The organism is Aquisediminimonas profunda (assembly GCF_019443285.1).
GTDB lineage: Bacteria > Pseudomonadota > Alphaproteobacteria > Sphingomonadales > Sphingomonadaceae > Aquisediminimonas > Aquisediminimonas profunda.
In genome coordinates this window covers 406,412-432,405 of record NZ_CP080327.1, presented here as the reverse complement: position 1 = coordinate 432,405, position 25,994 = coordinate 406,412, and the positions used below count along the sequence as shown (strand labels likewise).

The 25,994-nt window shown below is 59.3% G+C and carries 27 protein-coding genes and 1 tRNA gene; 23 read left to right on the top strand and 5 right to left on the bottom strand.

Translation table 11 applies throughout. The features are described 5' to 3' along the window. Window positions 1–102 precede the first annotated feature (102 nt). Window positions 103–915, bottom strand: a complete 813-nt coding sequence (locus K0O24_RS02205; protein ID WP_219894204.1) for an IclR family transcriptional regulator — start codon at window positions 913–915, stop codon at window positions 103–105. 216 nt (window positions 916–1,131) lie between these two features. Here K0O24_RS02205 and K0O24_RS02200 point away from each other — a divergent pair, with 216 nt between their 5' ends. The 12 genes from K0O24_RS02200 to K0O24_RS02145 all read left to right on the top strand — a co-directional run bounded on the left by K0O24_RS02200 (window position 1,132) and on the right by K0O24_RS02145 (window position 14,258). Further along, window positions 1,132–1,473 carry a 2Fe-2S iron-sulfur cluster-binding protein gene (locus K0O24_RS02200; protein ID WP_343211253.1) on the top strand — a complete coding sequence of 114 codons (342 nt, stop codon included), beginning with the start codon at window positions 1,132–1,134 and terminating at the stop codon, window positions 1,471–1,473. Between the two features lie 22 nt (window positions 1,474–1,495). Then, window positions 1,496–1,975 carry an AtaL-like protein gene (locus K0O24_RS02195; RefSeq protein ID WP_219894203.1) on the top strand — a complete coding sequence of 160 codons (480 nt, stop codon included), beginning with the start codon at window positions 1,496–1,498 and terminating at the stop codon, window positions 1,973–1,975. Between the two features lie 32 nt (window positions 1,976–2,007). Further along, the gene (locus K0O24_RS02190) at window positions 2,008–2,793 is read left to right on the top strand and encodes a 2-keto-4-pentenoate hydratase (RefSeq protein WP_219894202.1); all 786 of its coding nucleotides are present in this window, start codon (window positions 2,008–2,010) and stop codon (window positions 2,791–2,793) included. Window positions 2,794–2,823: 30 nt separating this feature from the next. Next, a complete protein-coding gene (locus tag K0O24_RS02185; protein WP_219894201.1) occupies window positions 2,824–6,258 on the top strand; it encodes an indolepyruvate ferredoxin oxidoreductase family protein in 3,435 nt (1,144 codons plus the stop codon). Between the two features lie 32 nt (window positions 6,259–6,290). Beyond that, window positions 6,291–6,872, top strand: a complete 582-nt coding sequence (locus K0O24_RS02180) for an isochorismatase family protein (protein ID WP_219894200.1) — start codon at window positions 6,291–6,293, stop codon at window positions 6,870–6,872. Window positions 6,873–6,918: 46 nt separating this feature from the next. Next, a complete protein-coding gene (locus K0O24_RS02175) occupies window positions 6,919–7,134 on the top strand; it encodes a hypothetical protein (protein WP_219894199.1) in 216 nt (71 codons plus the stop codon). A gap of 62 nt (window positions 7,135–7,196) precedes the next feature. After that, window positions 7,197–8,180, top strand: a complete 984-nt coding sequence (locus K0O24_RS02170) for an NADPH:quinone reductase (protein WP_219894198.1) — start codon at window positions 7,197–7,199, stop codon at window positions 8,178–8,180. Window positions 8,181–8,252: 72 nt separating this feature from the next. After that, window positions 8,253–9,962, top strand: coding sequence for a D-lactate dehydrogenase (dld, locus tag K0O24_RS02165; protein WP_246611099.1), 1,710 nt, complete (start codon window positions 8,253–8,255; stop codon window positions 9,960–9,962). A 244-nt stretch (window positions 9,963–10,206) separates the two neighbouring features. Then, a complete protein-coding gene (locus K0O24_RS02160) occupies window positions 10,207–10,698 on the top strand; it encodes a YybH family protein (RefSeq protein ID WP_219894197.1) in 492 nt (163 codons plus the stop codon). Between the two features lie 206 nt (window positions 10,699–10,904). Then, on the top strand, window positions 10,905–11,552 hold the full coding sequence (locus K0O24_RS02155) for a DUF2306 domain-containing protein (protein ID WP_219894196.1): 648 nt from the start codon (window positions 10,905–10,907) through the stop codon (window positions 11,550–11,552). Window positions 11,553–11,801: 249 nt separating this feature from the next. Then, on the top strand, window positions 11,802–13,196 hold the full coding sequence (locus K0O24_RS02150; RefSeq protein ID WP_219894195.1) for an NAD(P)-binding protein: 1,395 nt from the start codon (window positions 11,802–11,804) through the stop codon (window positions 13,194–13,196). Between the two features lie 30 nt (window positions 13,197–13,226). Next, entirely contained in the window at window positions 13,227–14,258 is a 1,032-nt protein-coding gene (locus tag K0O24_RS02145; protein WP_219894194.1) for an alpha/beta fold hydrolase, read from the top strand. A 446-nt stretch (window positions 14,259–14,704) separates the two neighbouring features. Here K0O24_RS02145 and K0O24_RS02140 read toward each other — a convergent pair whose 3' ends face one another. Beyond that, window positions 14,705–15,616 carry a glutathione S-transferase family protein gene (locus K0O24_RS02140; protein ID WP_219894193.1) on the bottom strand — a complete coding sequence of 304 codons (912 nt, stop codon included), beginning with the start codon at window positions 15,614–15,616 and terminating at the stop codon, window positions 14,705–14,707. Between the two features lie 411 nt (window positions 15,617–16,027). On the opposite strand from K0O24_RS02140, the gene K0O24_RS02135 reads away from it, so the two are divergent. Genes K0O24_RS02135 through K0O24_RS02125 form a run of 3 tightly spaced genes read left to right on the top strand, consistent with a single transcriptional unit; the run spans window position 16,028 to window position 18,130 of the window. Beyond that, complete coding sequence (locus K0O24_RS02135) at window positions 16,028–16,279, top strand: DUF3489 domain-containing protein (protein ID WP_219894192.1); 252 nt, start codon at window positions 16,028–16,030, stop codon at window positions 16,277–16,279. Next, entirely contained in the window at window positions 16,276–16,725 is a 450-nt protein-coding gene (locus K0O24_RS02130) for a DUF2924 domain-containing protein (RefSeq protein ID WP_219894191.1), read from the top strand. Before K0O24_RS02135 ends, K0O24_RS02130 begins: the two co-directional genes overlap by 4 nt. After that, window positions 16,709–18,130: a recombinase family protein gene (locus K0O24_RS02125; protein WP_219894190.1), complete on the top strand. Its 1,422-nt coding sequence runs from the start codon at window positions 16,709–16,711 to the stop codon at window positions 18,128–18,130. Before K0O24_RS02130 ends, K0O24_RS02125 begins: the two co-directional genes overlap by 17 nt. 211 nt (window positions 18,131–18,341) lie before the next feature. Here K0O24_RS02125 and K0O24_RS02120 read toward each other — a convergent pair. Then, window positions 18,342–18,417: transfer RNA gene (locus K0O24_RS02120), tRNA-Ala, on the bottom strand. 133 nt (window positions 18,418–18,550) lie between these two features. Here K0O24_RS02120 and K0O24_RS02115 point away from each other — a divergent pair. The 3 genes from K0O24_RS02115 to K0O24_RS02105 are packed head-to-tail and all read left to right on the top strand — an operon-like array spanning window position 18,551 to window position 21,077. Then, entirely contained in the window at window positions 18,551–19,558 is a 1,008-nt protein-coding gene (locus K0O24_RS02115) for an NADP-dependent oxidoreductase (RefSeq protein ID WP_219894189.1), read from the top strand. Between the two features lie 11 nt (window positions 19,559–19,569). After that, window positions 19,570–20,460: a bifunctional methylenetetrahydrofolate dehydrogenase/methenyltetrahydrofolate cyclohydrolase FolD gene (gene folD, locus K0O24_RS02110; protein WP_219894188.1), complete on the top strand. Its 891-nt coding sequence runs from the start codon at window positions 19,570–19,572 to the stop codon at window positions 20,458–20,460. Then, window positions 20,457–21,077, top strand: coding sequence for a MarC family protein (locus K0O24_RS02105; protein ID WP_219894187.1), 621 nt, complete (start codon window positions 20,457–20,459; stop codon window positions 21,075–21,077). Before folD ends, K0O24_RS02105 begins: the two co-directional genes overlap by 4 nt. A gap of 51 nt (window positions 21,078–21,128) precedes the next feature. Here the strand turns inward: K0O24_RS02105 and K0O24_RS16830 are convergent, their stop codons facing one another. Together K0O24_RS16830 and K0O24_RS02095 are read right to left on the bottom strand one after the other, a co-directional pair. Then, entirely contained in the window at window positions 21,129–21,896 is a 768-nt protein-coding gene (locus tag K0O24_RS16830; RefSeq protein WP_219894186.1) for a cold-shock protein, read from the bottom strand. A 187-nt stretch (window positions 21,897–22,083) separates the two neighbouring features. Then, the gene (locus K0O24_RS02095) at window positions 22,084–22,458 is read right to left on the bottom strand and encodes a DUF4870 family protein (RefSeq protein WP_219894185.1); all 375 of its coding nucleotides are present in this window, start codon (window positions 22,456–22,458) and stop codon (window positions 22,084–22,086) included. A 75-nt stretch (window positions 22,459–22,533) separates the two neighbouring features. On the opposite strand from K0O24_RS02095, the gene K0O24_RS02090 reads away from it, so the two are divergent. The 5 genes from K0O24_RS02090 (at window position 22,534) to lptB (ending at window position 25,992) form a co-directional block, all read left to right on the top strand. Then, window positions 22,534–23,337, top strand: a complete 804-nt coding sequence (locus tag K0O24_RS02090) for a TerC family protein (RefSeq protein WP_219894184.1) — start codon at window positions 22,534–22,536, stop codon at window positions 23,335–23,337. Next, window positions 23,334–23,951 carry a ribonuclease D gene (locus tag K0O24_RS02085; protein WP_219894183.1) on the top strand — a complete coding sequence of 206 codons (618 nt, stop codon included), beginning with the start codon at window positions 23,334–23,336 and terminating at the stop codon, window positions 23,949–23,951. Before K0O24_RS02090 ends, K0O24_RS02085 begins: the two co-directional genes overlap by 4 nt. Further along, window positions 23,944–24,582, top strand: a complete 639-nt coding sequence (locus K0O24_RS02080; protein WP_219894182.1) for an LPS export ABC transporter periplasmic protein LptC — start codon at window positions 23,944–23,946, stop codon at window positions 24,580–24,582. Before K0O24_RS02085 ends, K0O24_RS02080 begins: the two co-directional genes overlap by 8 nt. Before the next feature lie 5 nt (window positions 24,583–24,587). Then, complete coding sequence (locus K0O24_RS02075) at window positions 24,588–25,109, top strand: LptA/OstA family protein (RefSeq protein WP_219894181.1); 522 nt, start codon at window positions 24,588–24,590, stop codon at window positions 25,107–25,109. 109 nt (window positions 25,110–25,218) lie between these two features. Next, on the top strand, window positions 25,219–25,992 hold the full coding sequence (lptB, locus tag K0O24_RS02070) for an LPS export ABC transporter ATP-binding protein (protein ID WP_219894180.1): 774 nt from the start codon (window positions 25,219–25,221) through the stop codon (window positions 25,990–25,992). Window positions 25,993–25,994: the final 2 nt, after the last annotated feature.

Sequence of the window (25,994 nt, the reverse complement as noted above, 5' to 3'; positions counted from 1 at the left end):
TCGTATCGAGCCGTGACCGGGTTAGATCAAAATTACGTATTAGTAAAGCTATATCGTATAGATGAATAAAAACTCACGCTGGCACCTTTGCCAGGGTCAAGTTTACGGCGCGGCCCTCCAGCCTTGCGGGCAGCCCAGTTCAAGGGAAATCTCGCGCGCGATTGCTTCGACCTGTTGGCGTGCTTTGTCGAGCTTCGCTCCCTGCATCGAGCGATGCGACGCAGCGAGGGTAATCACCGAAAACAGCCTGTTCGGCGCCTCGAATACCGGTGCGGCAATGGCATCGACGCCCTTGATCATTGCCGAAGACGTGTAAGTAGAGCAGCTCGAACGAATCTGGTCCAGTTCGGCCTGGTCCAGCACGGTGCGGGTGGGCGGGGTGCCCGACAGCTTTTGTTGCAACTTCACGGCCGGTTCGGTTATCGACGAGGGCAAATAGGCGAGAAAGGTTTGGCCGATCGAAGTGTCCAGAAGCGGGATTGAGCTGCCGATTCTAAGGCTCAGAATCAGCGGCTCTTGGCCGGATTCCCAACGCACTAGTATCGGACCGCTCTCACTCCACACTGCCATGCAGACAGTATGACCTGTCAAGTCGCGCAGCTTGAGCAGGCCGTTGCTTGCGACCGTGAAGGCGTCCAGTCGGCCCATCGCCGCCAGTCCGAGCCTTCGAGCCGTGGGGCCAAGGTCATAAAGGCCGCTTGTCGCATTCTGGATCAGCATCCCGCTGCGCACGAAGCTTGCAAGATAGCGATGCACCTTGCTCGGCGCCATGCTGGTCGCCTGACTGACCTGCTTGAGCGACATCGCTCCTGACGAGGCGGCAAAGGCGTTGAGGACGGTCATGCCAATCTCGACCGACTGGATGCCGGCCGATTGGGGTCCTCCACCGACTAGTTTGTCTCGCTTGTTATCCACGTCGCCTCCTTTTTGGTTGGACTTCAACTACAATGCACTTTGACGAATTGCCAGTTCCTCCTCGCTGCTGGCCGATCAGAAAAAGCAGCCAATTCCGCTTTTCGGACCGAGGCGCTTCTCGATTCGCAGCAAACACAAAATTCCTCATAGAGGATTGCTTTTACCAATAATAAATAATAGAAGGAGGTATGTTTCCGTCTTCAGGGCGAGGCGGCTATGGAAAACGGGTCACCAGTCATGCCATGCATTACCTATGTCGAGCGAAATGGAACCGCACACAAGGTTGACGTCGAAATCGGGTTGAGCGTCATGCGCGGAGCTATCGATGCGGGCATCGAAGGAATCGAAGCCGTGTGCGGGGGGCAATGTGCCTGCGCCACATGCCACTGTCTCGTCGATGAGGCCTGGATTAGCCGACTCCCATTGATCGACGAACTCGAAGATGAAATGCTCGACGAGGTCACGGCAGGTCGGACACCCATGAGTCGACTGGGTTGCCAAATCGAGGTCACCTCCGATTTGGATGGGCTAATCGTTCGCATCCCAAATTGTCAATAAGCACAGCAATGGAGCGCAACGCATGATCTATTCAACGGCGACGATCCCGGTGAATCCGGAAGGAGAGTCCGTCCTGTCGCGTGCCCAGCTATGGCAAGGGCTGGTGCTAAAGGCGCGTGATGCTCGGTTGTTTCTCCCGCCCGGAGCATGCTCTGCTTGCGAGGTGACCGTCGAGGGAACGAATTATATCATCCGCGAGGCAACGATCATGGGGGACTTCATCTGCGAGTTCATCTCCTTTGTCCCTGAGAGAAAAGTGTCGTTCCATCAGGTCATAAGTCCACGCGAAGGCGTGATCGTCAATGAGATCATCGAGGATGCGGAAGGTCAGCTGTTTCTGAAGTTCTATTGCCTGATAGGCCTGCCCGATGTCGACCCGAACGGTGCCGAGGAGCAGCAGGCAAAGGCTGTCTTTGACAGCGAAGATCGCGGATATGCTGCCGCGTTACGCTCAACTCTAGCACGAACCCGCGAACTCTTGGCGGCGGGCGAGATCGCGTGACAGATCACTGGCACGACACCATTGCAAGCGTAATGACTGACGACCAGATCCGCGACTACGGCGATGAGCTCTATGCAGCAATGCGCTCAAGGACCGCTATCCGGCCGTTCACTGAGCGATCTGGCGGAATCTCGCTCGACGATGCCTACCGGATATCGCTTCACCAGTTGCAACGTCGGATTGACGACGGAGAACGGCTCGTAGGCAAGAAAATTGGAGCAACTAGCGTTGCTGTGCAACGTCGCTTCGGTGTGGACCAGCCGGATTTTGGATTTCTGACTGATGCCATGCAGATATTTGCTGGTGACCCCGTCGATATCGAGGCGACGCTTATCCAGCCGATGGTTGAGGGCGAGCTGGCCTTCGTTCTCAAGCGCGACCTTACCGGGCCGGGGATTACAGTGGCTGAGGTTATCAGAGCCACGGATTGCATTGTTCCCTGCATTGAAATTGTTGATTCACGGATCGCCGACTGGCGGATCAAATACGAGGATACTGTTGCGGACAACGCTTCATCCGGCCTTTTGGTGATGGGTGATCAGCTTGCCGACCCGCGCAAGCTCGATCTGGTGACTCTTGGCATGGTGCTGGAGAAGAACGGCGAGGTGGTCAGCACTGGTGCGGGTGCTGCTGCATTGGGTTCGCCGGCGCGCTGCATCGCCTGGTTGGCAAATACCCTCGGCAGATACGGACACTCGTTGAAGGCGGGCGAAGTGCTGCTGTCGGGCTCACTTGTACCAGTCGAGCCGGTGCAGCGCGGCGACTTCATATGCGTGCACATTGGCGGTGTCGGCCGTGTGTCCACATTTTTCACATGATGACCGCGCGGATCTTGGGAGAGCATTGAGATGGGCGAGCATCAGCGGATTGAAATCACTGGGCGCAAGGATGTGAAGTTTCTCTCTGGCACTGAAGTGCTGGTTGCGGCTTTGCTTGAGCAAGCCGCACGCGACGCGGCGCTGGGCTTGCGGACCGGCGGGTTTGTCTCGGGCTACCGTGGATCTCCGCTGGGCCATGTCGATGAGGAAATGTGGGCCGCCGAAGCGCAATTGTCGGAAAACAACATAACGTTCCAGCCGGGGGTCAACGAGGATCTGGCAGCGACCGCAGTCTGGGGATCACAGCAGGTCGGCTTCTTCAAAGATCCTAAGGTTCAGGGTGTATTCGGACTGTGGTACAGCAAGGGGCCTGGGCTCGATCGCTCTGGCGATGCGTTGCGACATGCCAATCTTTGGGGTACTTCTGAACTTGGAGGGGTGGTCATGGCGGTGGGCGATGATCCCATGGCGCGCTCATCCAGCATCCAGCAGCAAAGCGAACTGGCACTTTCTGCGCTCAGCATTCCCACATTCAGCGCGAGTTCGGTTCAGGACATCTTCGACTATTGCCTGATAGGCTGGCAGCTGTCCCGTTACTCCGGGGTCTGGACGGCAATCAAGATGACGTCGGATATCGCCGAATCTTCATCTTTCGTCGCTTGTGATCCCACGAGAAACACGGCTACGGTTCCGAGAGATCATCAGATTGCGCCCCCCGGCGTTCACATTCGCTGGCCTGATACATCGGTCGATCAGGACGAGCGGCTGAACACGCGGCGCCTGCCGGCAGTTCATGCTTTCGTCGCCGCCAACCGACTCAACCGTACGACATTCGGCCAGCCAGAAAATTGTCGCTTGGGGATAATAGCGCACGGAAAGGTCTACACCGACACGATCGAGGCTCTCGCCAATCTGGGCATCGACGAATGGGGGGCCCGGTCAATCGGGCTTGCGGTCTTCAAACTTGGAGTCATCTGGCCGCTTGAGCCTTCCGGCCTTGCGGCATTTGCCGTTGAGGCTGACGAGCTGATTGTGCTTGAAGAGGGCAGGGCCTTCGTTGAGCCGCAAGTCAAAGCCACCTTGTTCGACCGGTGCGGCGAACGCGCGATACAGGTCTCAGGAAAGGCAGTGCGCGGCGAGCCCGTGCTGCCTTCGCATGGCGAACTAACCCCGGCACTGATCGCAAGGGCGATCGCAAAGTGGCTTGAGCCGTATCATGCCTCGCAGGCGATTTCGAAGCGCCTTGCCGAACTGGAAGTACTGGACAGTAATCTGGCCGCATCGGTTACGGGAATCATTCGCGCTCCGCATTTCTGTTCGGGATGCCCGCACAACACCTCGACCAAGGTCCCGGAGGGCAGCGACCAGCTGGCCGGGATCGGTTGCCACACCTTGGCAATGTTCATGGAGCGCGGCATCGTCGCCTATCCACAAATGGGCGGCGAGGGCGCAGCCTGGGTTGGGGCTTCACCGTTCGTTGAAACCGAGCATGTCTTTGTCAATGTCGGCGATGGTACCTTCTATCATTCCGGGTCATTGGCAATCAGACAGGCGATCGCAGCCAAGGTCAACGCGACATACAAGATCCTTTACAACGACGCGGTGGCAATGACCGGAGGCCAACCCGTCGACGGACCGATCAGCGTCCACGCCATCACCCATCAGATGAAGAGCGAAGGCGCCGCCCGCGTGCTGGTGGTAAGCGATAATCCCGACAAGTTCGATCTGGCCGAATTTGCGCCGGGTACCAGCCTGCACCATCGCGACGAACTCACCGCGCTCCAGCTTGAGCTTCGCGAGGCTAAGGGGGTGTCGGTCATTGTCTATGAGCAGACCTGCGCAACCGAGCTGCGGCGTCGGCGCAAGCGCGGTAAGGCGATCGATCCGCAAAAGCGGGTCGTGATCAATGACCGGGTGTGTGAAGGCTGCGGGGATTGTGGCGTTCAATCCAACTGCCTTTCCATCCAGCCGCTCGATACCGAGTTTGGTCGCAAGCGGACGATCGATCAGTCGTCGTGCAACAAGGATTTTTCCTGCGTCAAAGGTTTTTGCCCCAGTTTTGTGACGATTGAGGGCGGGGCGCTGGCCAAACCGACCGCCGCTGCGCCCGACGCCAACCTGTTCGAGGAATTGCCGACGCCCGCGGTGGTCGATTGCACTGAAAGTCGAGCCATCGTTGTTGCAGGAATCGGCGGCACAGGCGTGGTGACGATTTCCAAGTTGTTGGGCATGGCGGCCGAGAGCGAGGGCCTTGCCGTGCAGATCCTCGATCTGACAGGTATGTCTCAGAAGTTCGGAGCAGTCTTCTGCCACATCAAGATCGGTCAGAGTGAGCAAAGCCTGGGAACGCCTCGCATCGCTTCGTCACGCGCTGACGTGCTTCTCGGCGCAGACCTCGTCGCAAGCGCACAAAAGGACGCATTATCGTTGCTGCAGCTGGGCCTAAGCCGCGTGGTGATCAATGACCATCGTTCGGTAACCGGCACATTTACTCGCGATACCGAGTTTCAGGTGCCACGTGACAGGATGGCCAGTGCCATTGAGACCATGTGCGGCCAGGACCGCGCAAGCTTCTACAATGTCACCAGTGTTTCGGAAGCTCTGACCGGAGACTCAATCGGCGCAAACCTGATGCTGGTTGGGCTTGCCAGCCAGATGGGCTTGCTCCCGGTGAGCGCCGACGCGATCGAGGCTGCAGTCGTCGCCAATCGGCTTTCGGTCCCATACAACCTTCACGCGTTCAGACTTGGCCGCCTGTGGGCGCACGATCCGCAGCGGATAGACCAGCTCCTCTCGGCGCAAGGCTCCAGAACTGGGAAGGTGCAGCCTCGGAGCCTCGAAGAAGTCATTTCCGACCGTGCCGCGGAGCTGACCGCATATCAAAATCAGGCTTACGCTGAGCGTTACATGAGACTGGTCAAGGCGGTACAGTCGGCCGAAAATGTGGCGCTGCCCGGGTGCACCTCACTGACGGAGGCGGTTGCCCAGAATTTCTTCAAGCTGATGGCCTATAAGGACGAATACGAAGTCGCACGGCTTTACGTTGGCGGGCCATTTCTCGCGAACCTCAAGGCGCAGTTTACCGGCAGCTATCGCCTGCGGTTCCATCTGGCGCCGCCGCTGCTGGCGCGCCGCGATAAGGTCACGGGTAAGCTGATCAAACGTGAATTTGGCGCCTGGGTCCTGATACCGTTCCGCATTCTCGCGAGGCTCAAGTTTTTGCGCGGTACAGCGTTCGACCCATTTGGGCGCGGCGCAGAACGCAGGCAAGAGCGCCGGCTCATCGATGATTTCGAAGCATCAATGAGCGTCGTTACTGCCGGACTCACACCAGAAAATCATGCATCCGCAATTGTAATCGCCAAGATCCCAGAAAAAATCCGCGGCTACGGTCATGTCAAGGAAGCAAGTATTATTAGAACCCAAGAAATATCCAAGAAATTGGTCGCAGAATTTACAAAGTAAAAAATTTGAATTTGAATCTGAAGGAGGAAATAATGTCAAACGAACGATTCAATGGAAGCAACGCGGCTTTGCTGCTTATCGATCATCAGGTAGGCACAATTGGCTGGGTCAATTCGATGCCCCAAGACTTGCTCAAGCGCAACACGGTCCTGCTGGCAAAGGTTGCCAAGATCCATGGCATGCCGATCGTGATTACATCGAGCATGGAAGCCTTTACGCAGGGGCCCATCTTCAATGAACTGGCCGAGGCCGTGCCCGAAGCGCACGCGTCACGGATCCAACGTATGGGGATCATCAACGCCATGGAGGATGAAGGCTTTGCTGCAGCAGTAAAGGCTACGGGGCGCAAAAATATCGTGCTTGCCGGGGTAACCAATGATGTCTGCACCATATTCCCTGCGCTGAGCCTTGTCGAACAGGGTTTCGCGGTTCAGGTAATTGCTGACGCGGGCGGATCGCCGGGTGAAATTGGCGAGGCCATGGCGCTGCGTCGGATGGAGCAGGGTGGTGTCATGCTTGCTGGCACCAACCAGATCGTGGCCGAATTGACCGGGAGCTGGGCAACCGAAGAAGGCGGCCGGGTCATTCAGATAATGATGGCAGCCGTCTCGTAAGCATCCCATCGGGCCAGCAGCGCCGCCCAAAGGAGGGAAAATCGACATGAAACTTTTCGGTTCAGAAGGACTTCTCCTCATGGAGGTTGAATCGATCGCGGCTAACGGGCGAAACCTTCACATCAAGGGAAAGATGATGGGGCAAGTCCCAATGCTGGTAGTCATGGGGCCAAACGAACTGCGCGAGACCCTCAAAATGATGTCGTTCCGGGTAGTGGTTCAGGCACTCAGGATGCTTTTTCTCCGTTCCGCACCGCATTAGCTTGGCGATTCAGGCAATCTCGATGGCATTGCGGAGGGGCTGTCGATCGATATGGAGGATTGATGCGCGCTGTCTGGTATGAAGAGGTCGGGCCTGCAGTTCAGGTACTGAAGTATGGTGAACTCGCGGATCCGGCGCCGGGCCCGGGCGAGGTGCGGGTTCGAGTGCGCGCATCGGGGGTTAACCCTTCGGACGTCAAGGCGCGCGCAGGATCGCGCGGGGCCATCACATACCCGCGAGTCATTCCGCACTCGGACGGGGCCGGCGAAATCGATGCGGTCGGCGAAGGTGTTGATGCAGGGCGGATTGGCGAGCGGGTCTGGTTGTGGAATGCCGCATGGCAACGCGCGGATGGTACCTGCGCCGAGCGGGTCTGCCTGCCTGCGCGGCAGGCCGTCGCGCTGCCTGGCGGCATGGATTGGCAAGCGGGGGCTTGCCTAGGCATTCCCGCCTCCACGGCCTGCCATGCTGTCTTCGCCGACGGTGACGTCGATGGACAGACGATCCTTGTCACCGGTGGCGCTGGCGCAGTGGGGCATTATGCCATCCAGTTGGCCCGGTGGGGAGGTGCGCGGGTAATTGCGACGGTGAGCGGAGAGGAAAAGGCAGAGGCGGCCAAGCAGGCGGGTGCACATGCGGTGATCAATTACCGGGTGGGCGATGTTGCTGAGGCCATAATTGCGGCGAATGGCGGGAAAAAGGTCAACCGCATCGTCGAGGTTGAATTCGGAGGCAATCTGGCCGTGTCCAACGCGGTCCTCGGGGCTGGTGGTGTGATCGCAGCATATGGCTCGGCGGCCAATATGACCCCTGAAATACCCTTCCGTCCGATGATGTTCAACCACACCACGGTTCGGATGATGCTGGTCTATCTGCTGTCGGTGCAAGAACGGGCTAAAGTGATTGATCGATTGACACGCGCGCTGGACAGCGGCGCGCTGTGCCACGCAATTGCAGCAAAGTTTGATCTCTCAGATGCCGTCGAAGCCCATCTGGCGGTCGAAGCGGGCCAACTGATTGGCAATGCCGTGATCCTTATCGATTGATGCTCCATTGCTTTAATCATCGAGATGCTGGGGATCCGTGCCCTTCCGTCAACTCGAACGATGCCGACCAACATGATGATCGAACAAATGCTGGCCGGTGAACAAGAACTGCTGCTGCAGCGATTGCGCGCAATTGTCGGCAGCAGGCATGTGCTAACAGGGACGTCTGCTGCGGCGCCCTATCTGACCGGGTACAGGACAGGCACCGGCACTGCCCTGGCCGTTGTGCGGCCGGGCACTCTGGTGGAGCAATGGCGCGTATTTTGCGCCAGCATCGCAGCTGGCTGTGTTGTCATAGTTCAAGCTGCAAATACCGGGTTGACTGGAGGTTCGACGCCCAATGGTGAATACGACCAGCCTGTCGTTGTCATCAATACGCTGCGAATCAAGGGCATCTTTCCGATACTGGGCGGCCATCAGGTCGTCTGCCTGTCCGGTTCAACGCTGCATGATCTTGAGGCCAAGCTCGTGCCGCTTGGTCGCGAACCCCATTCGGTGATCGGGTCGTCCTGCCTCGGGGCGTCTATTGTAGGCGGGATCTGCAACAATTCGGGAGGCGCGCTAATATCCAGAGGGCCAGCCTATACCCAATACGCGTTGTTTGCACGCGTGGACGAAGCAGGCGAAGTTCAATTTTGCAACCATCTGGGCATCGAGCTGGGGAATGAGCCTGAAACGATGTTGAAGGCGCTCGAGGCGGGGCAACTGCAGGATAGCGCGCTTCAATCCGACCATCGCGTGGCTTCGGCTCAAGACTATGAGGCGATTGTGCGCTCGATAGATTCGGACAGTCCGGCCCGCCACAACTGCGATCCCGCGCGGCTTTACGAAGCATCGGGAAGCGCCGGTAGAATCATGGTTTTCGCTGTCAGGCTCGATACTTTTGCCCGACAGGAAGGCACGGCAACTTTCTATGTCGGCACCAATAACACCGCCGAGCTTACCGCGTTGCGCAGGACCATGCTGAGCGAGGGCAAGCCGTTGCCGATTTCGGCAGAGTACATTCACCGCGACGCGTTCGACCTGGCCGAAGAATTCGGCAAGGATACATTCCTGCTGATCCAACTGGTTGGAACTCAGCGCCTTCCTCGCCTGTTCGCGCTCAAAGCAAAGTTGGAATCCCTGGCGGCCAAAATGCGGTTGCTCCCGGACAACCTCATCGACAGCCTGTTCCAGGCAGGATCGCGGCTGCTCCCCCGACACCTGCCGCGCCGCATGCGATACTTTCGAGATCGCTTCGAACATCATCTGATCCTCAAGGTCCCGGAAAGTGCCATTGCCGAGACAAGAACCATACTTGCAACCTTGTTTCCCTCGTCGACTGGCGACATGTTCGAATGCGACCCGCATGAGGCAGGCAAAGCCTTCCTACATCGCTTTGTCGTTGCTGGAGCCGCTGTGCGATACCGGGCGGTTCGAGGGGATCTGGTCGAGGATATTCTGGCACTGGACATCGCGCTGCGCCGCAATGATCGTGAGTGGTTCGAGGCATTGCCGTCGGATATCGAGAATGCGATCGTAGGCAAATTATATTATGGGCACTTCTTCTGCCACGTTTTGCATCAGGACTATCTGATCAGGAAAGGGTGCGATCCAGCCAAAATCAAGCGTCAGTTGCTTGAGTTGCTTGATCAGCGGGGCGCGCGCTACCCCGCTGAACATAATGTCGGACATCTCTACGCGGCCGGCCCGGAGCTAGTCTCGCACTATCGAACGCTCGATCCCGGAAACCGGATGAACCCCGGGATCGGTCAGACGAGCCGCGCGCCGAATTGGGCCTAGCACGCTGACATGGCCGACCCTCAGTCGCTCTAGCTCTTTTCCCGAAAGCCGCCATCTGTTCAGCAACATTTTGTGGCAGGTGGACGGCCGCTTTCGGGATCCGGGATTAAGGGCAGTAATGTCCTGAATGGGGTGGATAGCGGACAGTCGAGGACGACCCACAACGTGTTCTCGCAACGGAAGGTCTCGTTTGCGCTCATGTGCAAGCCGTGACATCATCTCAGGAGCAAAGGAGGACTGCGATATGCTGAGAGTGAAATATGCTTTTCTGTCGGGATTCAGCGTGCTGCTCTTAGGCCTTGGCTCAACCGCCGAGTCGAAAAATTCGACACACAACACGGCCGCGGAGCACGAGCAAGCGATACGCAAGACCAATGAGAGATGGCTCGCGCTGATCCGCGATCACAATGCAGCTGCAGTATCAAGGCTCTATGCCTCTGATGGCGCAATGATGGCACCGGGTGCTCCAATCGCACAAGGTCAGCCAGCACTCGAGAAGGCTTGGGGCGGGCTTATGCAGATGCCGGGGTTCGGGTTGACTTTCAAAGCCGATAAAATCGTCGTTGCTTCAGGCGGCGACATGGCTCTCGATCAAGGGACCTATTTGCTGTCGCTCACGGGTCCCAATGGCCCGACGAAGGACATTGGCAAGTACGTAGTCGTCTGGCGAAACATCGACGGCCAGTGGAAGGTCGCAGCAGACATCTTCAACAGCGATGGTGCTGGTACCCCCTAGTATTGGATGAGCCGTTAAACACGCCAGCCAACCAGGCGTATCACCATTGCGGGTCGCTGGCCCACGCGCCGCAGCAGCACCTTTGGGGTTCGCAGCGGACGTCCAGATTCTTCGCCGAATCATGACCCATTGTGGCTGCCCAAGCTGCAACTTGACCCCCAACCGTGTTTGCCACACAACTCCGACGGGAGGGTAACCAAATGAGGATGGATGCGGCGAAAAGCACAAACCGGCCTTCTATCTGGAAAACGCGAAACGGAGTCCTGCTGGCCGCCGCCCTTGTCACCAGCGCTGTTGCATGGTGGATGATCGCCCTACCTGTCGCCACTCTTTCCAACATTTCGGCCCACAAAGGCCATTTCGCACTTACGTTCGCGCATATGCTCGGCGGCAGCGGGATGATGGTGCTTGGTGGGTTCAATCTCTACCTTGCGGCCGGCAAAAGCCGGTTTCCAATCCACCGGCGCGTCGGTCAGGGCTATCTGCTCATTGGCACGTTCGGTGCCATACTCGCCCTGATCATAACCCTGTCACCTGCACACAAGACTGTCGGCGGCCCGATCCTGACCAATTCAACGATATCACTGTCGATGCTCGCAAGCGCATGGCTATGCTTTGCTGCACTCGGGTGGCGCGCTGCACGGAACCGAAAGTTCGCATCACATGGCGATTGGATGGTGCGCAGCTATGTGCTTGTCTGGTCGTTTGTCTTCTGCCGCGTCGCCTCGAGGATCACAAACGTCGGCGACCTGGGCAATGGCGAGGCTTTCATCCGGCTGTCGTGGGTCGGGCCGTTGATCCTTTGCGAGATACTGCTTCAATGGCCACGGGGCTCCGTTGGATCACGTTCTTGATTGGCCCCAAGCGCGCAATCAGGTCGATTGCAGCTGCCTTTCATAATGATGACGCCTATTGCCCTTGATTGACCGGTATTAAGATTGGCTTGCCAATGCATGCGAGGATCGCGCAGCAGCATCCTGCAGATTTTCCCCAATAGCTTCGAAAAGCTAGATTTTGGGTGGTGCTCTCTCCACCGCCTGTTATGTTCCGTTCCAGCGCAACTCGCGGGCAAAAATGCGGGACGGGCTCGAGGGGGACGGCGCATGACCAAAACACCGATCGAAGCGGACTATCTTGTCGTCGGCGCGGGCGCGGCGGGGATGGCGTTTGCCGACCAGTTGCTCACCGACAGCGAAGCGACGATCGCAATCGTCGACCGGCGGCACCGTCCGGGCGGGCACTGGAACGACGCCTATCCGTTCGTGCGCCTGCACCAGCCTTCGTCCTACTATGGCGTCAGTTCGCGCCCGCTCGGATCGGGAGGCAAGGACAGCGCCGGGTTCAATGTCGGGCTCGACGAACTTGCTTCGGGCGCGGAAGTGGTGAGCTATTTCGAAGCGGTGATGCAGCAGCGGCTGCTGCCTTCGGGACGGGTCCGCTTCTTCCCGCTGAGCGAATACACTTCGGACGGCTGCATCGAGTCGCGGCTGTCGGGCACCCGGCGCCCGATCGCCGCCGGCAAGGTGGTCGACGCCACCCGCTTCAGCCCGAACATCCCCGCCACCCACCCGCCACATTACGCGGTAGCCGATGGTGTGGTCTGCGCGCCAATCAACGATCTGCCCCGGTTGGCCCGGCCCGATGCGAGCTACACCGTGATCGGCGCAGGCAAGACCGGGATGGATGCCTGTCTGTGGCTCTTGCAGAACGGGGCCGAGCCGGAGCGGATCCGTTGGATCGTGCCGCGCGATTCGTGGATGTTCGATCGCGCGAATTTCCAGACCGAGCCCGGAAGCATGGTCACAACCCTGCGCTACATCGCCGACGAGGTCGAAGCGATCGCCCAGGCAGAGAGCGTCGAGGACGTGTTCCTGCGGCTCGAGGCCAGGGGCTCAGTGCTGCGGCTCGACCCTGCGGTCACGCCCCGGCTGCACCACTGCGCGACGGTCACCAAAGGCGAACTCGCGGCGCTGCAGCGGATCGGCAATGTGGTGCGGCTGGGCCGGGTGCAGCAGATCGAGCGCGACCGGATCGTGCTCGAACGCGGCGATATCCCGACCGATGACGCGACGATCCATATCGATTGTTCGGCGAGTGCGATTGTCCATCCAGAGCCCTGTGCGATCTTCGCGCCCGGCCGGATCGTTCTGCAACAGGTGCGGCTGTGCCAGCCGGTTTTCAGCGCGGCGCTGATCGCCCATGTCGAGGCGGCCTATACCAGCGATGCGGAAAAAAACGCGATATGCCAGGTCGTCTGCATGCCGAGCGACCCGCGCGGCTGGCTGCAGGGAATGGCCGAGGAGCTGCCGATTCGCCTGGCATGGGCCCAAAATCCCGAGATCGGTGCCTTCACGGCGAGCTGCCGGCTCGACGCCGTCGCTCCGCGCGCGGCACGGCTGCAGGCTAGCGACACAGCCGAATTGGCAGAACTCGCGCGCTATCAGGCGAACATCGAGCCAGCCATCGCCAAGCTTCAAACTCTGTTGGCGACGGCCTGAGCCGGAAACCAAAGCGCACGAGATCCTCGCATGACCCATCCCGTCCTCGAGAACGTTGCCAAGACTGCGCGGCACACTACGTTCTACCTGTCGTGCGGCGCCGAGGGCGGCGCGCCTGTGATTTTTGTACATGGCTGGCCAGAGCTGTCGATTTCGTGGCGACATCAGCTTGCGGTGTTCGCTGGACTCGGCTTTCGCGCCATCGCGCCCGACATGCGCGGCTATGGTCGCTCTACCGTCCATTCGCGGCATGAAGACTATAGCCAGGAGGAAATCGTTGCCGACATGATCGAGCTTCTCGACGTGCTCGGCGCCGAGAAGGCGGTCTGGGTCGGGCACGACTGGGGGGCGCCGGTGGTTTGGTCGATCGCTCAGCACCATCCCGCGCGCTGCCACGGCATCGCGAATCTGTGCGTCCCCTATATTCCCGAAGGCCTCGCGGTCGAGACGGTGCTGCCGCTGGCCGATCGCACGCTCTATCCGGAGGACCGGTTTCCCGCCGCGCAATGGGATTACATGATGTTCTACCGCGAGAACTTCGAGGCCGCCTCGGCCGGGTTCGAGGCCGATATCCGCGCCACAGTCAGGGCATTGTTCCGGGCGGGCGATTCGGCGGCCAAGGGGCAACCGGCGATCACCGCGCAGGTCCGCGCGCAGGGAGGCTGGTTCGGTCCCGGCCAGCCCGCGCCAGCGATGACGCGCGACGAAAGCGTACTGAGCGAGGCCGACGAGAGCCGCTATGTCGCGGCGCTCGAGGCGACGGGCTTCTTCGGCGCTGACAGCTGGTACATGAACGGCGAGGCGAACCAGGCTTTTGCCAAGCGGGCGAAGGCCAACTGGCGGCTGCAGATGCCAGTGCTCTTCCTTCACGCGGCCCATGACTATGTCTGCGAGACTATCGATTCCCGTCTGGCCGAGCCGATGCGCGCGCACTGTGCCAACCTGAGCGAAGCAGTGGTAGAGTCTGGCCACTGGATGGCGCAGGAAAAGCCCGATCGGGTCAACGCCGAACTGGCCAAGTGGCTGGCCGTCCAGATTTCCGGATTGTGGTCGAAGGATTGATTTCTAACCCGTATCCGCTCAAGCCGAGGCGTCGTCCCTCAACATGTCAGCGATCATTTCACGCGATTGCATTCCTCCTTCGTGTCCAAATCCAAAATAGATTCAGAGCCACTGACGTGACCGCCAGCTTTCCTACAGCTGGCATTAGAGCCGAACAGCTTTCTTGCGCATCGGCGCAGTTCAAGCAATAACAGGGTAAGATTATCGGTCGGAAGCGGTCAAGCCGGCTGCGGATCTTTGTTATGGCGACATCTGCGAACATTGTGGGCGTTTGGGTTGCAAATTGTCGTGCCTGAATCCCAGCGTTCGTTTATGCAGCATTGAACAGCAATAATAAGCTGAATCTGGTCAGACCAGCTATTGTCAGAGAAACATGACAGTTGCCGCTCGCAACCTTCCAAATTTGCTTCCCCATTTGGGGAGAACTGTGGGCCAGGACATAAGGACTAAGCGGGCGAGACAGAATATCCCAGTCGCGAGACGTGAACGTTGACCTCGCCTAATTCAGGCACATTTCGGGCGACTGTAAGGCTGTATTGGGTCGAGCCGACAAAAGTCCCGATGATGGGGTCGCGGCCGTAATCGGTGGCAGCCAGGCAGACATTTTTATCCCTTATGGCGGCATCGGATGGCAGCGTGTTCATTGCCTCCGGTAGAGCGTTCGTCGCAATCTCCAGTGCCTCTGCCGGTTTCAACGACGTCGGAGTTCCATGGCCGATTGCAGTGACGCGGTCATACCAGGCGTCAAAGCCGTTAAGGTCGTCGAACCGGTCAACAAGACCGGGAGCAAAGGTGCGGGCGAACCAGAAATTGTAATAGGCCGCAGCATCGGCCAAGCACGGATCGGTACCTGCGAAAAAGTCGCGGCCATCGGTGAGTTGCTGTACAAGCAACGAGGCATGCGCCTTGATCTGGGAGACGGCAAAAGGCGCAATCGCCTTCATGGCTGCAACATTGAAGGGTTGGCCGCTTAGAGCTTCACGATCCTTGATGAACGCCGGATCGACGCTGTCACCGATTGAACCGAAAATCGCCAGGACGGCTGTCTGGAACAGTGCCTTGTCGCACCATTGCTCAATCGCAATGGCCAAGCCCTCGCTGCCTGATGGAAAGAGTGGCCTTTCGGGAAAGCGCCGCTCAAGTTCACGCACGATCAGCTGGCTATCGCAATAAATATCAGCACCGATCTGCATGACAGGAATGCGGCGGTAGCCCCCCGTCAGTGGCACAAGATCAGGCTTGGGCATGATCACCGGCTGGTCGACTGCACGCCAGCTAAGACCCTTGATGCCAAGGCAAATCCTGACTTTCTCGGAGAAAGGCGAGTTATCATAATGGTGAAGAACGACCTCAGGCATCAAGCGCGGCTCCTGTCGGAAATTGCGATCGACCAACGTCTGCGGTCTGACCGAGAACGGCCGGTCTAGGGCATCGATGCAATTCCGTCCAATTTTCTGCCAGGTAGATTTACGAAAGGCAGCTATCGCCAGATTCATCGGGCGAACTGCCGTTCCGGAGTGTCCGACAAAGCGGACATCAAGAGCCATAATTCTTGCAGCGCCTGCACATTCCATTCGACTTCATTGCCATTGAGAGCATTGGTCATAGTCACCGGCCCCCTGTCTCGCGGGGCCGGATCCCTCCGCTGGCATTCCAACGATGCTGCGCATCGCTGGAACCTTGGCCAGCTTCGCCCCGGGTCGGCTGACTGACGGGGCTCTGAGTGGTGGGAGCAGGCAAGCGGCCTGCTCCGCACAAGGAGACCACCCATGACCAAGTCCCAAAACGCCAAGGCCGCCAAGCAGCCCGTCGCTCCAACCCAAACCAAGCGCGATACGATCCTGGCGCTTCTCGCCAGACCCCATGGCGCAAGCCTCGACGAGATGGTGGCGGCGACCGGCTGGCTGCCGCATACGACCCGGGCCATGCTGACTGGCATAAAGAAGAAGCGCCATGCGCTCAGCAGCGAGAAGATCGACGGCGTCCGCCGCTATCGTGTTGCTGCCGAGGCCGGACAATGAACATGGTCCCGCTCGATCAGCAGATCGACCGACTGGCGACCCTGTCGGCGGCCGAGCTGCGCGCCGAGTGGCGGCGGGTCTACCGCGCGCCATCGCCGCACCTGACCACCGACCTGCTCGTGCGCGGCATCGCGTGGCAGCTGCAGGTCAAGATGCCTGGCGGCCTGTCCCGCTTGGCCGAACGGACCCTCGACCAACGTGCCGGGCTGGGGCCGCAAAAGCGCGCGCTCGATCCGTCTCGCCTCAAGCCCGGGACCCGGCTGGTGCGGCGCTGGCAGGACGTGACCTACGACGTGCTGGTGACCGAGGACGGGTATCTGTTCAAGGAGAAGTTCTTTGGCTCGCTCAGTGCCATAGCAGAAGCGATCACCGGTACCCGCTGGTCGGGCCCGCGCTTCTTTGGCCTGGCGGACCGGGGGAGGACGGGCCATGGCCGCAAGCGCTGAGCGGCTGCTTCGCTGCGCTGTCTATACGAGGAAGTCGAGCGAGGAGGGACTCGACCAGGAGTTTAACAGCCTCGATGCCCAGCGCGAGGCGTGCACCGCCTATGTCATGAGCCAGCGCCATGAAGGCTGGACACTCGTTCCCGAGATCTATGATGACGGTGGATACTCGGGCGGAAGCATGGACCGCCCGGGCCTCCAGCATCTCCTTGGAGATATCGCGGCCTCCAAGAAGAAGGGCATGTGGATGGGTGGCACGGTGCCGATTGGCTACCAGCCGGTTGATCGCAAGCTGGTGATCGTCGAGGAAGAAGCCGACCTCATCCGCATGGCCATGAGGCGCTATGTCGAACTGCGCTCGGTGAGGCTGGTGGCCTATGAACTCAACCGCGCAGGGCTTCGGACCCGCGCAACCATGCAATCTGATGGCAGCATCAGGGGCGGGGTGCCCTTTGGACGCGGCGGCCTGCGTCGCCTGTTGAAGAACCCGCTCTACATGGGTGACGTGGTGCACAAGGGAAGCAGGCATCAAGGCGTACACGAACCGATTGTCAGCAAGGCACTGTTCGACCATGTCCAGCAGGTCCTGGCCGAAGAGACACGCGACAAGCTGCATGGCACGAGAGCCAAGCGCCCCAGCCTGTTAAGCGGGCTCATGCGCGACGGTTATGGCCGGGCCATGGTCCCGAGCCATGCCAAGAGGCGCGGTCTGCACTATGTCTATTACATCACGCACCCCAGCCACATCGCTGTTGGCGATCCACCGGCTTGGCGCATGCCCGCCCATGACCTGGAGCAGGGCATCATCAACCTCGTCGCCTGCTGGCTTGGCAATCGCAGCGCCATCGCAGTGGCGCTGGCCGATCACATGGGACCAGAAGCCATAGTAGGAAGACAGGATGTCGCAGGCAAAGTCGCCAAGGCCTTGAGGACAGCGACCCTGAGCGAGCAGCGCGGGATGCGGCTCGACTGGGTTGAGCGGATCGATCTTGCCGACAGGATCATGACGGTCACGATCAAGGTCGCTGATGGATGCGCTCACGTCCTCGAAGCAAGGCACCACAAGCTTAGACGCGGCAACGACGTGACGCTGCACATTGCGCCTGACACCAACGGCATGGACCATGTTCGTGACGAGCCGCTGGTTGCCTTTATCGCCGATGCACGCGCCGCGCGACAGGCGGTCCTGCAAAGTCCAGATCGCGCACTCGAAGCCATTGCGAGCTCACTGGGCGTTGGCGAGGCCAGGCTCAAGCGCATGATCCGGATCAGCTATCTCGCGCCCGCTATCGTCGAAGCCATCTTCGATGGCACCCAGCCCAGCGACCTGACGGTTGCGCGGCTCAACACCATCACGAACATCCCGCTCGCATGGGACGCCCAGAAGGCCTTGTTCGGTATCGGCTGAGGGCGGTCGGCTCTCCCTCCACACAGCTGCAACGCATCTGAATCAGTGAATACGGGCATTCGAGATAATGCCGAGCTCAGGCCGGGTCTTCGGACGGAAAATGGTCTCTGATCTTCACGAGGCAAGAGGGGCGCCCGAAACCCCGCGGAAAGGCGCCATTCGTGCGGCCATTCCCGACAATGTCATTCTGTATCAATGAGATAGGAGTGGGTGGTGGAGCTGAGCGGGATCGAACCGCTGACCTCGTCATTGCGAACGACGCGCTCTCCCAACTGAGCTACAGCCCCGCATCCGGGAAAGCGCCTTTAGCGCTGACTTTTCGTCAAGGCAATGGGCTTGCCACGCGATGGTTTCACCCTAGAACCTCAATGCTTGAGTCGCCCTGAAACGGGGCAGACCCCTGAAAGAGGATCCCCCGAAATGGCCCGCGCCTGGTATTTTACAGCCTATCCCCAAGGTTTGCCCACACTCGACCATGTTGCCCTTCGTGAGCTGCCCGATCAGCCCCTGGCAGATGGTCAGGTCCGTGTGCGTAATGAGTATTTGTCTGTCGACCCCTACATGCGCGGCCGCATGACGAACCTAGCGTCCTATGTGGAAGGTTTTGCGATCGGAGAACCCATGACCGGCGGCGCAGTCGGCGAAGTCGTCGAAAGCAAGGCTGAGGGCTTTGCCGTGGGCGACAAGGTCATGCACATGAATGGCTGGCGTGATGAGGCTGTTGTCGACACGCAGCCAGGGCCGGGCGGAATGGGAACGCAGAAGCTGCCGCCCATGAACGTGCCCATCCAGACCTGGCTGCACAATCTGGGCCTGACCGGCGCGACAGCCTATTTCGGCCTCCTGAAGACGGCAGAAGCAAAGCCGGGCGATATCGTGTTCGTTTCGGCTGCCGCTGGCGCTGTCGGCTCAGCCGTGGTCCAGATTGCAAAGAAGAAGGGCATGACCGTGATCGGATCTGCGGGCGGTCCCGACAAATGTGCCTGGGTCAAGGAATTGGGTGCGGATGCATGCATCGACTACAAGGCTGGTCCCGTACTCCCGCAGCTTGCCGCCGTCGCCCCGGATGGCATTGATGTCTATTTCGACAATGTTGGCGGAGACCATCTCGACGCTGCCTTTGCGGTTGCCCGAAATTTCGCCCGGTTTGCCATTTGCGGCATGATCGATCGCTACAATGACGCAGAAGGCGGGGTGGAATTCAAATATCTGATCCGAACCATTCCGGCGCGCATCCGGATGCAGGGGTTCATCTTTACCGACTATGCCGAACACATGGTGGAATTTCTTGGAGAGATGGGGCCTTGGGTCATGAACGGCGATATCAAGATGCGCGAAACGGTGCATCAGGGGATCGGTTCTGCCTTTGATGCGTTTCTTGGACTCTTCTCGGGCGGCAACACTGGAAAAATGCTCGTGAAGCTGTAAAGGCGCGCTGCATGACAGCAGCGATCATTGATGGAAAAGAATTCGCCGCCGGGCTTCGCGTTCGGGTAGGCGAGGGTGTGCAGGCATTCAAGGCGGAAACAGGGTCTGTCCCCGGCCTTGCTGTGGTGCTTGTGGGGGACGATCCGGCGAGTGCCGTCTATGTCCGCAACAAGGGCAAGCAGACAGTCGAGGCTGGCATGAACAGCTTTGAACACAAGCTGCCGTCAGACACGGCGCAAGCCGATCTGATTGCGCTGGTCGAGCGACTGAATGCCGATGAGTCGGTGGACGGGATTCTGGTCCAGCTTCCGCTGCCGGGGCATCTTGACGAACTGGCCGTCGTCAGTGCGATCAATCCGGACAAGGATGTTGACGGATTGCACGTCGTCAGCGCGGGACGGCTGGCGTCCGGTCTGCCCGGGCTGGTCAGCTGCACTCCGCTAGGCTGCATGATGCTGATTCGCGATACTCTGAACGGCGACCTTGCGGGCAAGGAAGCGGTCGTGATCGGCCGCTCGATCCTGGTGGGGAAGCCGGTTGCACAGTTGCTCCTAGCGGCCAATTGCACGGTCACGATGGCGCACAGCCGGACGAGGGACCTGGCCGATGTCGTGCGTCGTGCGGATATTGTGGTTGCTGCGGTGGGTCGACCGGAAATGGTCAAGGCGGACTGGGTCAAGCCTGGCGCCTGCGTGATCGATGTCGGGATCAATCGCGTTCCGGCCGCTGATGGCAAGACGCGTTTGGTGGGTGACGTTGATACTGCGGGGGTGTCTGCCGTCGCCGGGTCGATCACCCCTGTGCCGGGCGGCGTCGGCCCGATGACGATTGCCTGCCTTCTGCACAATACGTTGCAGGCCGCCCGGATGAGGCGCGGCATGCCGCAGGACCGGAGATTTTGAGCGAGTTGTTCATTTCGGCGTTGGTGACCTTTTTCGTGGTCATCGACCCGCCGGGGTGCGCACCGATATTCGCGAGCCTGACCGCAGGCACCCCGGCGTCGCACCGTCGGGCAATGGCGCTGCGCTCCACCGCCACAGCCGGGCTGATCCTTCTGCTGTTTGGCGCATTCGGCGAACAGTTTCTGGGCTCCATGGGCATCAGTCTGGACGCGTTTCGGATTGCGGGCGGCATCATGTTGTTCATGATCGCTATCGAAATGGTTTTCGAAAAACGCACCGAGCGGCGGGAAAACCGGGCAGAAGAAGTCAAGGCCCATCCTGAGCATGAAGACATCTCTATCTTCCCGATGGCGATTCCGATGATTGCAGGGCCGGGGTCGATCGCGTCGGTGATGCTGATGTCGGCGCGCAGCAAGGGGATTGAAGAGAGCCTGACCGTGCTTGCGGCATTGGCTGTTGTGCTGGGTGTTACGCTAGCTTCTTTGCTGGCGGCCGGGCCGCTGATGAAAGCGCTTGGCTACAAGGTCGAAGCGATGATCACGCGGATTCTCGGGGTTGTTCTGGCCGCACTTGCCGCACAGTTCATCATCGACGGGATCAAGGCAAGCTTCCAATAGAAAAGGGCGCGGCGCCCAGAAGGATGCCGCGCCCTTTCCGGAAAGCCTCGATTACTGGCTCGGAACCAGATTGACAGCAGCAAACTTGCCGCGCTGATCAACTTCGATATCGAATTCGAGACGGTCGCCCTCGTTCAGGCCGCGCAAGCCCGCACGTTCGACTGCCGAAATATGCACAAATGCATCAGGCTGGCCATCGTCACGCTGGACGAAACCAAAGCCCTTCATTGCGTTGAAGAACTTGACGGTGCCAGTCGCCTTTTCACCCGTCAGCTGGCGCTGCGGGCCACGGCTACCGCCACCACGATCGCCACCAAAGCCGCCGCCGCTGCTCCGTTCGGGGCGCGGTTCGCGTGGGCGATCTTCGACGGGCATTGGTTCCCCATCGATTTTCAGTTCGGTGGCCGAAATCTTGCCGCCGCGATCGACAAGGGTAAAGCCAAGCGGCTGCCCTTCGGCGAGCCCGGTCAAACCGGCTTGCTCGACTGCCGAAATATGCACGAATACGTCCTCGCCACCGTCATCACGGACGATGAAGCCAAAGCCTTTCTGGCCGTTGAAGAATTTTACGACGCCAGTGCCTTCACCGACAACCTGGGCAGGCATCGATGTGCGCGGCGCACCGCCGCCACGAAACCCGCCGCCGCCGCCACCGCCGCCAAAGCGATCTCCACCGCCGCCGAAGCGATCACCGCCGCCACCGCCGCCGAAACGGTCATTGCCAGCGGCATATCCACCAAAATTGTCGTCGCCGAAGCTATCGCGCTTGTCCCTGCCGCGCCCGCCGCGCTCACCGCGACGCCCTTTATCAAAACTCATGCCCTGTATGACTTTCCCGAATTCATCGCCCTTAGGTCCAAAGAACCAAAGCACCGGGCGATGGTGCTCATGGTATTCGGCGCAGAACCATTACGCACCTTTGATTCGCATTAGCCTAAAAATTGGAATTGGGCGAGCGATTTTGACTCCCTGCTTCAGTCTCATTCTTAATGGACTGTACAGCATGCTATATGAAGAGCGTCTCCGGATCTTTCATTGCCTCGCGTTTCTGTGCACTGACAAGGCTCAGGATCGTTCGCACAAGCGACCAAATGCCGATCCCGAGTAGGATCAGGAAGCCAATGCCGACCAAAAGTGTAATGATCCCGACCACGGATCCGATCACGCCAATCCAGAAGGTCCGGATCAAATAGGTGTAGTGCGTGGCTTCCCAGGGCTGGTGCGGCTCGGCTTTCCAAACATAACAGAGCACCACTCCGACAAGGGCCGAAATGCCCGTGATGCAACTCGCTAGGTAAAGGAGTGCGATGATTGTCGGGCGATTGAATTCAAAGCCGCTTGGCCCGGGGGTCGCATCGGGTCGATATGTCGGTTCAGTCATGGCAAGGCCTCCCGGTCCGTTCGCCAATCTTAGCCGACTTGCAGGAATTGCCAAGACTATGGCAAGGCTGCATCTATGACAGACATCATTGGCCTTTTTGCCGATCCGGGAATCTGGTTGGCCCTCCTTACCCTCATCGTTCTGGAGGTGGTCCTCGGCGTCGACAATCTTGTCTTCGTGGCCATTCTTTCGAACAAGCTTCCGCCCGAACAGCAACAGCGAGCGCGACGGATCGGTCTGGGCCTAGCACTCGCGATGCGGCTAGTCCTGCTTGGCGCTATCGCCTGGATCGTCAGCCTCACTGCGCCGATCTTCGACCTTGGCCTCGCAGGACCGCTGGGCGAACATGGCGAACCGACGTTTGAAACCGCGCTTAGCGGGCGTGACCTGATCCTGATTGCAGGGGGGCTTTTCCTTTTGTGGAAGGCCACCAAGGAAATCCACCATGCCATGGACCCTGAGCCAAGTGGCGAAATGCTTGACAAGAAGGGCCATGCCGCTGTGGGTTTCGGGGCGACGATTGCCCAGATTGCTGTGCTCAACCTTGTCTTTTCGATCGACTCCATCCTGACGGCGATCGGCATGACCAACCAGATCCCCGTGATGGCAGTTGCCATTGTTGTGACGGTCGGCATCATGCTGATTGCATCGGACCCCCTTGCCAGCTTTATTGGCAAGAACCCGACCGTCGTGATGCTTGCGCTCGCTTTCCTGATGATGATTGGTGCTGTGCTGATTGCCGACGGATTTGGCGTTCATGTTCCCAAGGGCTATGTCTACACGGCGATGGGCTTTTCGGTTCTTGTCGAGCTGCTCAACATCATGGCGCGAGATGCACGTCAACGCAAAGCGGCGCAGCGGAAAGAACAGGCCCAATGACGATCCATTTCCACGAAGAAGACTTGCCGGCGGGGGTTCTTGCCGAAGGGCCCGTTGCAGTCGATACCGAAACCATGGGCCTGCAGCCGGGCCGCGATCGCCTCTGTCTTGTGCAGATTTCCGACGGTGGAGGGGATGAACATCTCGTCCGCTTTGGCCCGGATAGCGCGTTTTCTGCGCCCAACCTCAAAGCGGTGCTTGCCGATCCGGCGCGCATCAAGCTTTATCACTTCGCCCGCTTCGACCTCGCTTCGATTCATGCCTATCTCGGCGTGATGGCGGCACCGGTGTATTGCACCAAGATCGCCTCACGGTTGGTGCGAACCTATACTGACCGGCATGGACTGAAGGACCTGGTCAAGGAACTCCTTGGCGTAGAGCTTTCCAAGCAGCAGCAATCATCGGATTGGGGTGCTCCTGCAATTTCCGACGCGCAACGTGAATACGCGGCCTCCGACGTCCGTTATCTTCACCGCATGAAGGCGCAGCTTGACGCGCGCCTGCTGCGTGAAGGACGAATGGAATTGGCTCAATCCTGTTTCGACTTCCTGCCGACGCGCGCGCTGCTTGATCTCGAAGGCTGGCCCGAGGTCGATATTTTCGCGCATGCATGAGACGGCCGTTTCACAGCGCTCTGCGCTTCAGCAATGGGCTGCGCCCGGCGGTCGCCATGACCGACTCATTGCAATTGCGCGCGTGGCGCTGCCTTCGGTGATTGGCGTGCTCGCAGCGGGCTTTGTCTTTGCGCCGCTCGCAATGCGGGGTGATGTCAGTTTTGTCCTTGCCAAGGATACGGTCGCTATTGCCAAGGAACGCATGCGCGTGACTGCGGCCACCTATCGCGGAGAGGATGGAAAGGGGCAGCCGTTCCAGTTGACCGCAGGTTCGGCCGTTCAGGCAACCTCACGCGATCCTGTTGTGAAGCTCAGTGATCTAACCGCGACAATCCTGCTCAAAGATGGTCCTGCTTCGCTTCATGCTGATGCCGGGCGTTATGACATGGACCGCGAAGTCGTCTCAGTCATTGGACCTGTGATTTTCACATCGTCGGGCGGATACCGGCTTCAGACCCGTGATGTCGCAGTTGGCCTAAAGACACGAAAGCTTGCAAGCGGTGGGCCGGTCGACGGGCAAATGCCGCTCGGAAATTTCAGTGCCGATCGTATCGAGGCGGATCTTGGCGAACATACGGTCGTGCTGCAGGGGCGCGCGCACTTGCATATCGTGCAGGGCCGCGTCAGATAGCCCTTATGCGCAACGCTCTCTTTCTCGCCTTAGCTCTTCCGTTGGTTGCGGGCCCAGCAACAGGCCAAGCCCTCAAAGGGCACAACACAAACGCGCCTGTGGATGTGGAAGCTGACCGGATCGAGGTTCAGGATCGTGCCGATCGTGCCATTTTCGTTGGAAATGTGCGGGTCAGCCAAGCCGATCTGACTTTGGCATCGGCACGGCTGACCGTCGCCTATGCCAATGGCGCGACGTCGGGCGTCCAGATTGATCGGCTCGATGCAACGGGCGGTGTTACGATACACAAGGGTGATCAGACAGCTCAGGGTAGCACGGCAATCTATGATCTGCCGCGACGGCTGATCACAATGGTCGGTGGAGTCACGCTGACGCAAGGCGGTAACAGGGTGAGCGGCGGCCGCATGGTGATCGACCTTAATTCGGGCAGAGCCGTGGTCGACGGCAGTTCCATCGGTGCGTCCGGGACGCAAGGTGGCAGCAGTGGTCGCGTCACGGGACGTTTCACGGTCAAGAAAGCGCAATAGCCCGGACATTGGCAATCGCTTGCATTTTTGCCATGCAATAATCTTGCCAATCTACAAAAATTAGCCTTTGATAAACCATTGCCATGCCAGCACGGTCGCAGGAGTGCCGATGAACGACGTATCCACGCTTGATGCCATTACGGCTGATCCTGTTGCGACGACAAACGGACTGTCGGTCGTGTCGATCGCCAAATCCTATGACAAGCGCGTTGTACTTTCCGATGTTTCGCTTTCAGTCGGGCGCGGCGAGGTCGTAGGCCTGCTGGGTCCGAATGGGGCGGGCAAGACGACCTGCTTCTATTCGATCATGGGTCTTGTGAAGCCGGATTCGGGCCGCATCATGCTTGATGGAGCGGACATTACCGGCCTTCCCATGTATCGCCGCGCGATCCTGGGCCTCGGCTATCTGCCGCAGGAAACGTCAATCTTTCGCGGACTTACGGTCGAACAGAATATCAGTGCCGTCCTCGAACTGGCAGAACCCGACAAGGCCCAGCGGGCCGAGCGACTGGAATTCCTGCTTGAGGAATTCGGCCTGACGAAGCTTCGCGGTGCATCGGCGATGGCGCTTTCCGGGGGCGAGCGGCGGCGTTGCGAAATTGCGCGTGCCCTTGCCGCAACGCCGTCGATCATGCTGCTCGACGAGCCTTTTGCAGGCATTGATCCCATCTCGATTGCCGATATCCGCGACCTCGTGAAGGATTTGAAGCAGCGGCAGATCGGGGTTCTGATTACCGATCACAATGTCCGCGAAACGCTCGACATCGTGGATCGCGCCTGCATCATTTACGATGGCCGCGTCTTGTTCGCTGGAAGCCCGCAAGAGTTGGTCGCAGACGAAAACGTCCGCCGGCTCTATCTCGGTGAGGGCTTCAGTCTTTAGCC

Coding starts and splice junctions, on each gene's coding strand:
- K0O24_RS02185 (WP_219894201.1), top strand. CDS start 2,824: ATGGGCGAGCATCAGCGGATTGAAATCACTGGGCGCAAGGATGTGAAG.
- K0O24_RS02145 (WP_219894194.1), top strand. CDS start 13,227: ATGACCCATCCCGTCCTCGAGAACGTTGCCAAGACTGCGCGGCACACT.
- K0O24_RS02155 (WP_219894196.1), top strand. CDS start 10,905: ATGGATGCGGCGAAAAGCACAAACCGGCCTTCTATCTGGAAAACGCGA.
- K0O24_RS02195 (WP_219894203.1), top strand. CDS start 1,496: ATGATCTATTCAACGGCGACGATCCCGGTGAATCCGGAAGGAGAGTCC.
- K0O24_RS02080 (WP_219894182.1), top strand. CDS start 23,944: ATGCATGAGACGGCCGTTTCACAGCGCTCTGCGCTTCAGCAATGGGCT.
- K0O24_RS02170 (WP_219894198.1), top strand. CDS start 7,197: ATGCGCGCTGTCTGGTATGAAGAGGTCGGGCCTGCAGTTCAGGTACTG.
- K0O24_RS02140 (WP_219894193.1), bottom strand. CDS start 15,616: ATGCCTGAGGTCGTTCTTCACCATTATGATAACTCGCCTTTCTCCGAG.
- folD (WP_219894188.1), top strand. CDS start 19,570: ATGACAGCAGCGATCATTGATGGAAAAGAATTCGCCGCCGGGCTTCGC.
- dld (WP_246611099.1), top strand. CDS start 8,253: ATGATGATCGAACAAATGCTGGCCGGTGAACAAGAACTGCTGCTGCAG.
- K0O24_RS16830 (WP_219894186.1), bottom strand. CDS start 21,896: ATGAGTTTTGATAAAGGGCGTCGCGGTGAGCGCGGCGGGCGCGGCAGG.
- K0O24_RS02130 (WP_219894191.1), top strand. CDS start 16,276: ATGAACATGGTCCCGCTCGATCAGCAGATCGACCGACTGGCGACCCTG.
- K0O24_RS02115 (WP_219894189.1), top strand. CDS start 18,551: ATGGCCCGCGCCTGGTATTTTACAGCCTATCCCCAAGGTTTGCCCACA.
- K0O24_RS02075 (WP_219894181.1), top strand. CDS start 24,588: ATGCGCAACGCTCTCTTTCTCGCCTTAGCTCTTCCGTTGGTTGCGGGC.
- K0O24_RS02095 (WP_219894185.1), bottom strand. CDS start 22,458: ATGACTGAACCGACATATCGACCCGATGCGACCCCCGGGCCAAGCGGC.
- K0O24_RS02150 (WP_219894195.1), top strand. CDS start 11,802: ATGACCAAAACACCGATCGAAGCGGACTATCTTGTCGTCGGCGCGGGC.
- K0O24_RS02085 (WP_219894183.1), top strand. CDS start 23,334: ATGACGATCCATTTCCACGAAGAAGACTTGCCGGCGGGGGTTCTTGCC.
- K0O24_RS02180 (WP_219894200.1), top strand. CDS start 6,291: ATGTCAAACGAACGATTCAATGGAAGCAACGCGGCTTTGCTGCTTATC.
- K0O24_RS02125 (WP_219894190.1), top strand. CDS start 16,709: ATGGCCGCAAGCGCTGAGCGGCTGCTTCGCTGCGCTGTCTATACGAGG.
- K0O24_RS02090 (WP_219894184.1), top strand. CDS start 22,534: ATGACAGACATCATTGGCCTTTTTGCCGATCCGGGAATCTGGTTGGCC.
- K0O24_RS02160 (WP_219894197.1), top strand. CDS start 10,207: ATGCTGAGAGTGAAATATGCTTTTCTGTCGGGATTCAGCGTGCTGCTC.
- lptB (WP_219894180.1), top strand. CDS start 25,219: ATGAACGACGTATCCACGCTTGATGCCATTACGGCTGATCCTGTTGCG.
- K0O24_RS02200 (WP_343211253.1), top strand. CDS start 1,132: ATGGAAAACGGGTCACCAGTCATGCCATGCATTACCTATGTCGAGCGA.
- K0O24_RS02175 (WP_219894199.1), top strand. CDS start 6,919: ATGAAACTTTTCGGTTCAGAAGGACTTCTCCTCATGGAGGTTGAATCG.
- K0O24_RS02190 (WP_219894202.1), top strand. CDS start 2,008: ATGACTGACGACCAGATCCGCGACTACGGCGATGAGCTCTATGCAGCA.
- K0O24_RS02135 (WP_219894192.1), top strand. CDS start 16,028: ATGACCAAGTCCCAAAACGCCAAGGCCGCCAAGCAGCCCGTCGCTCCA.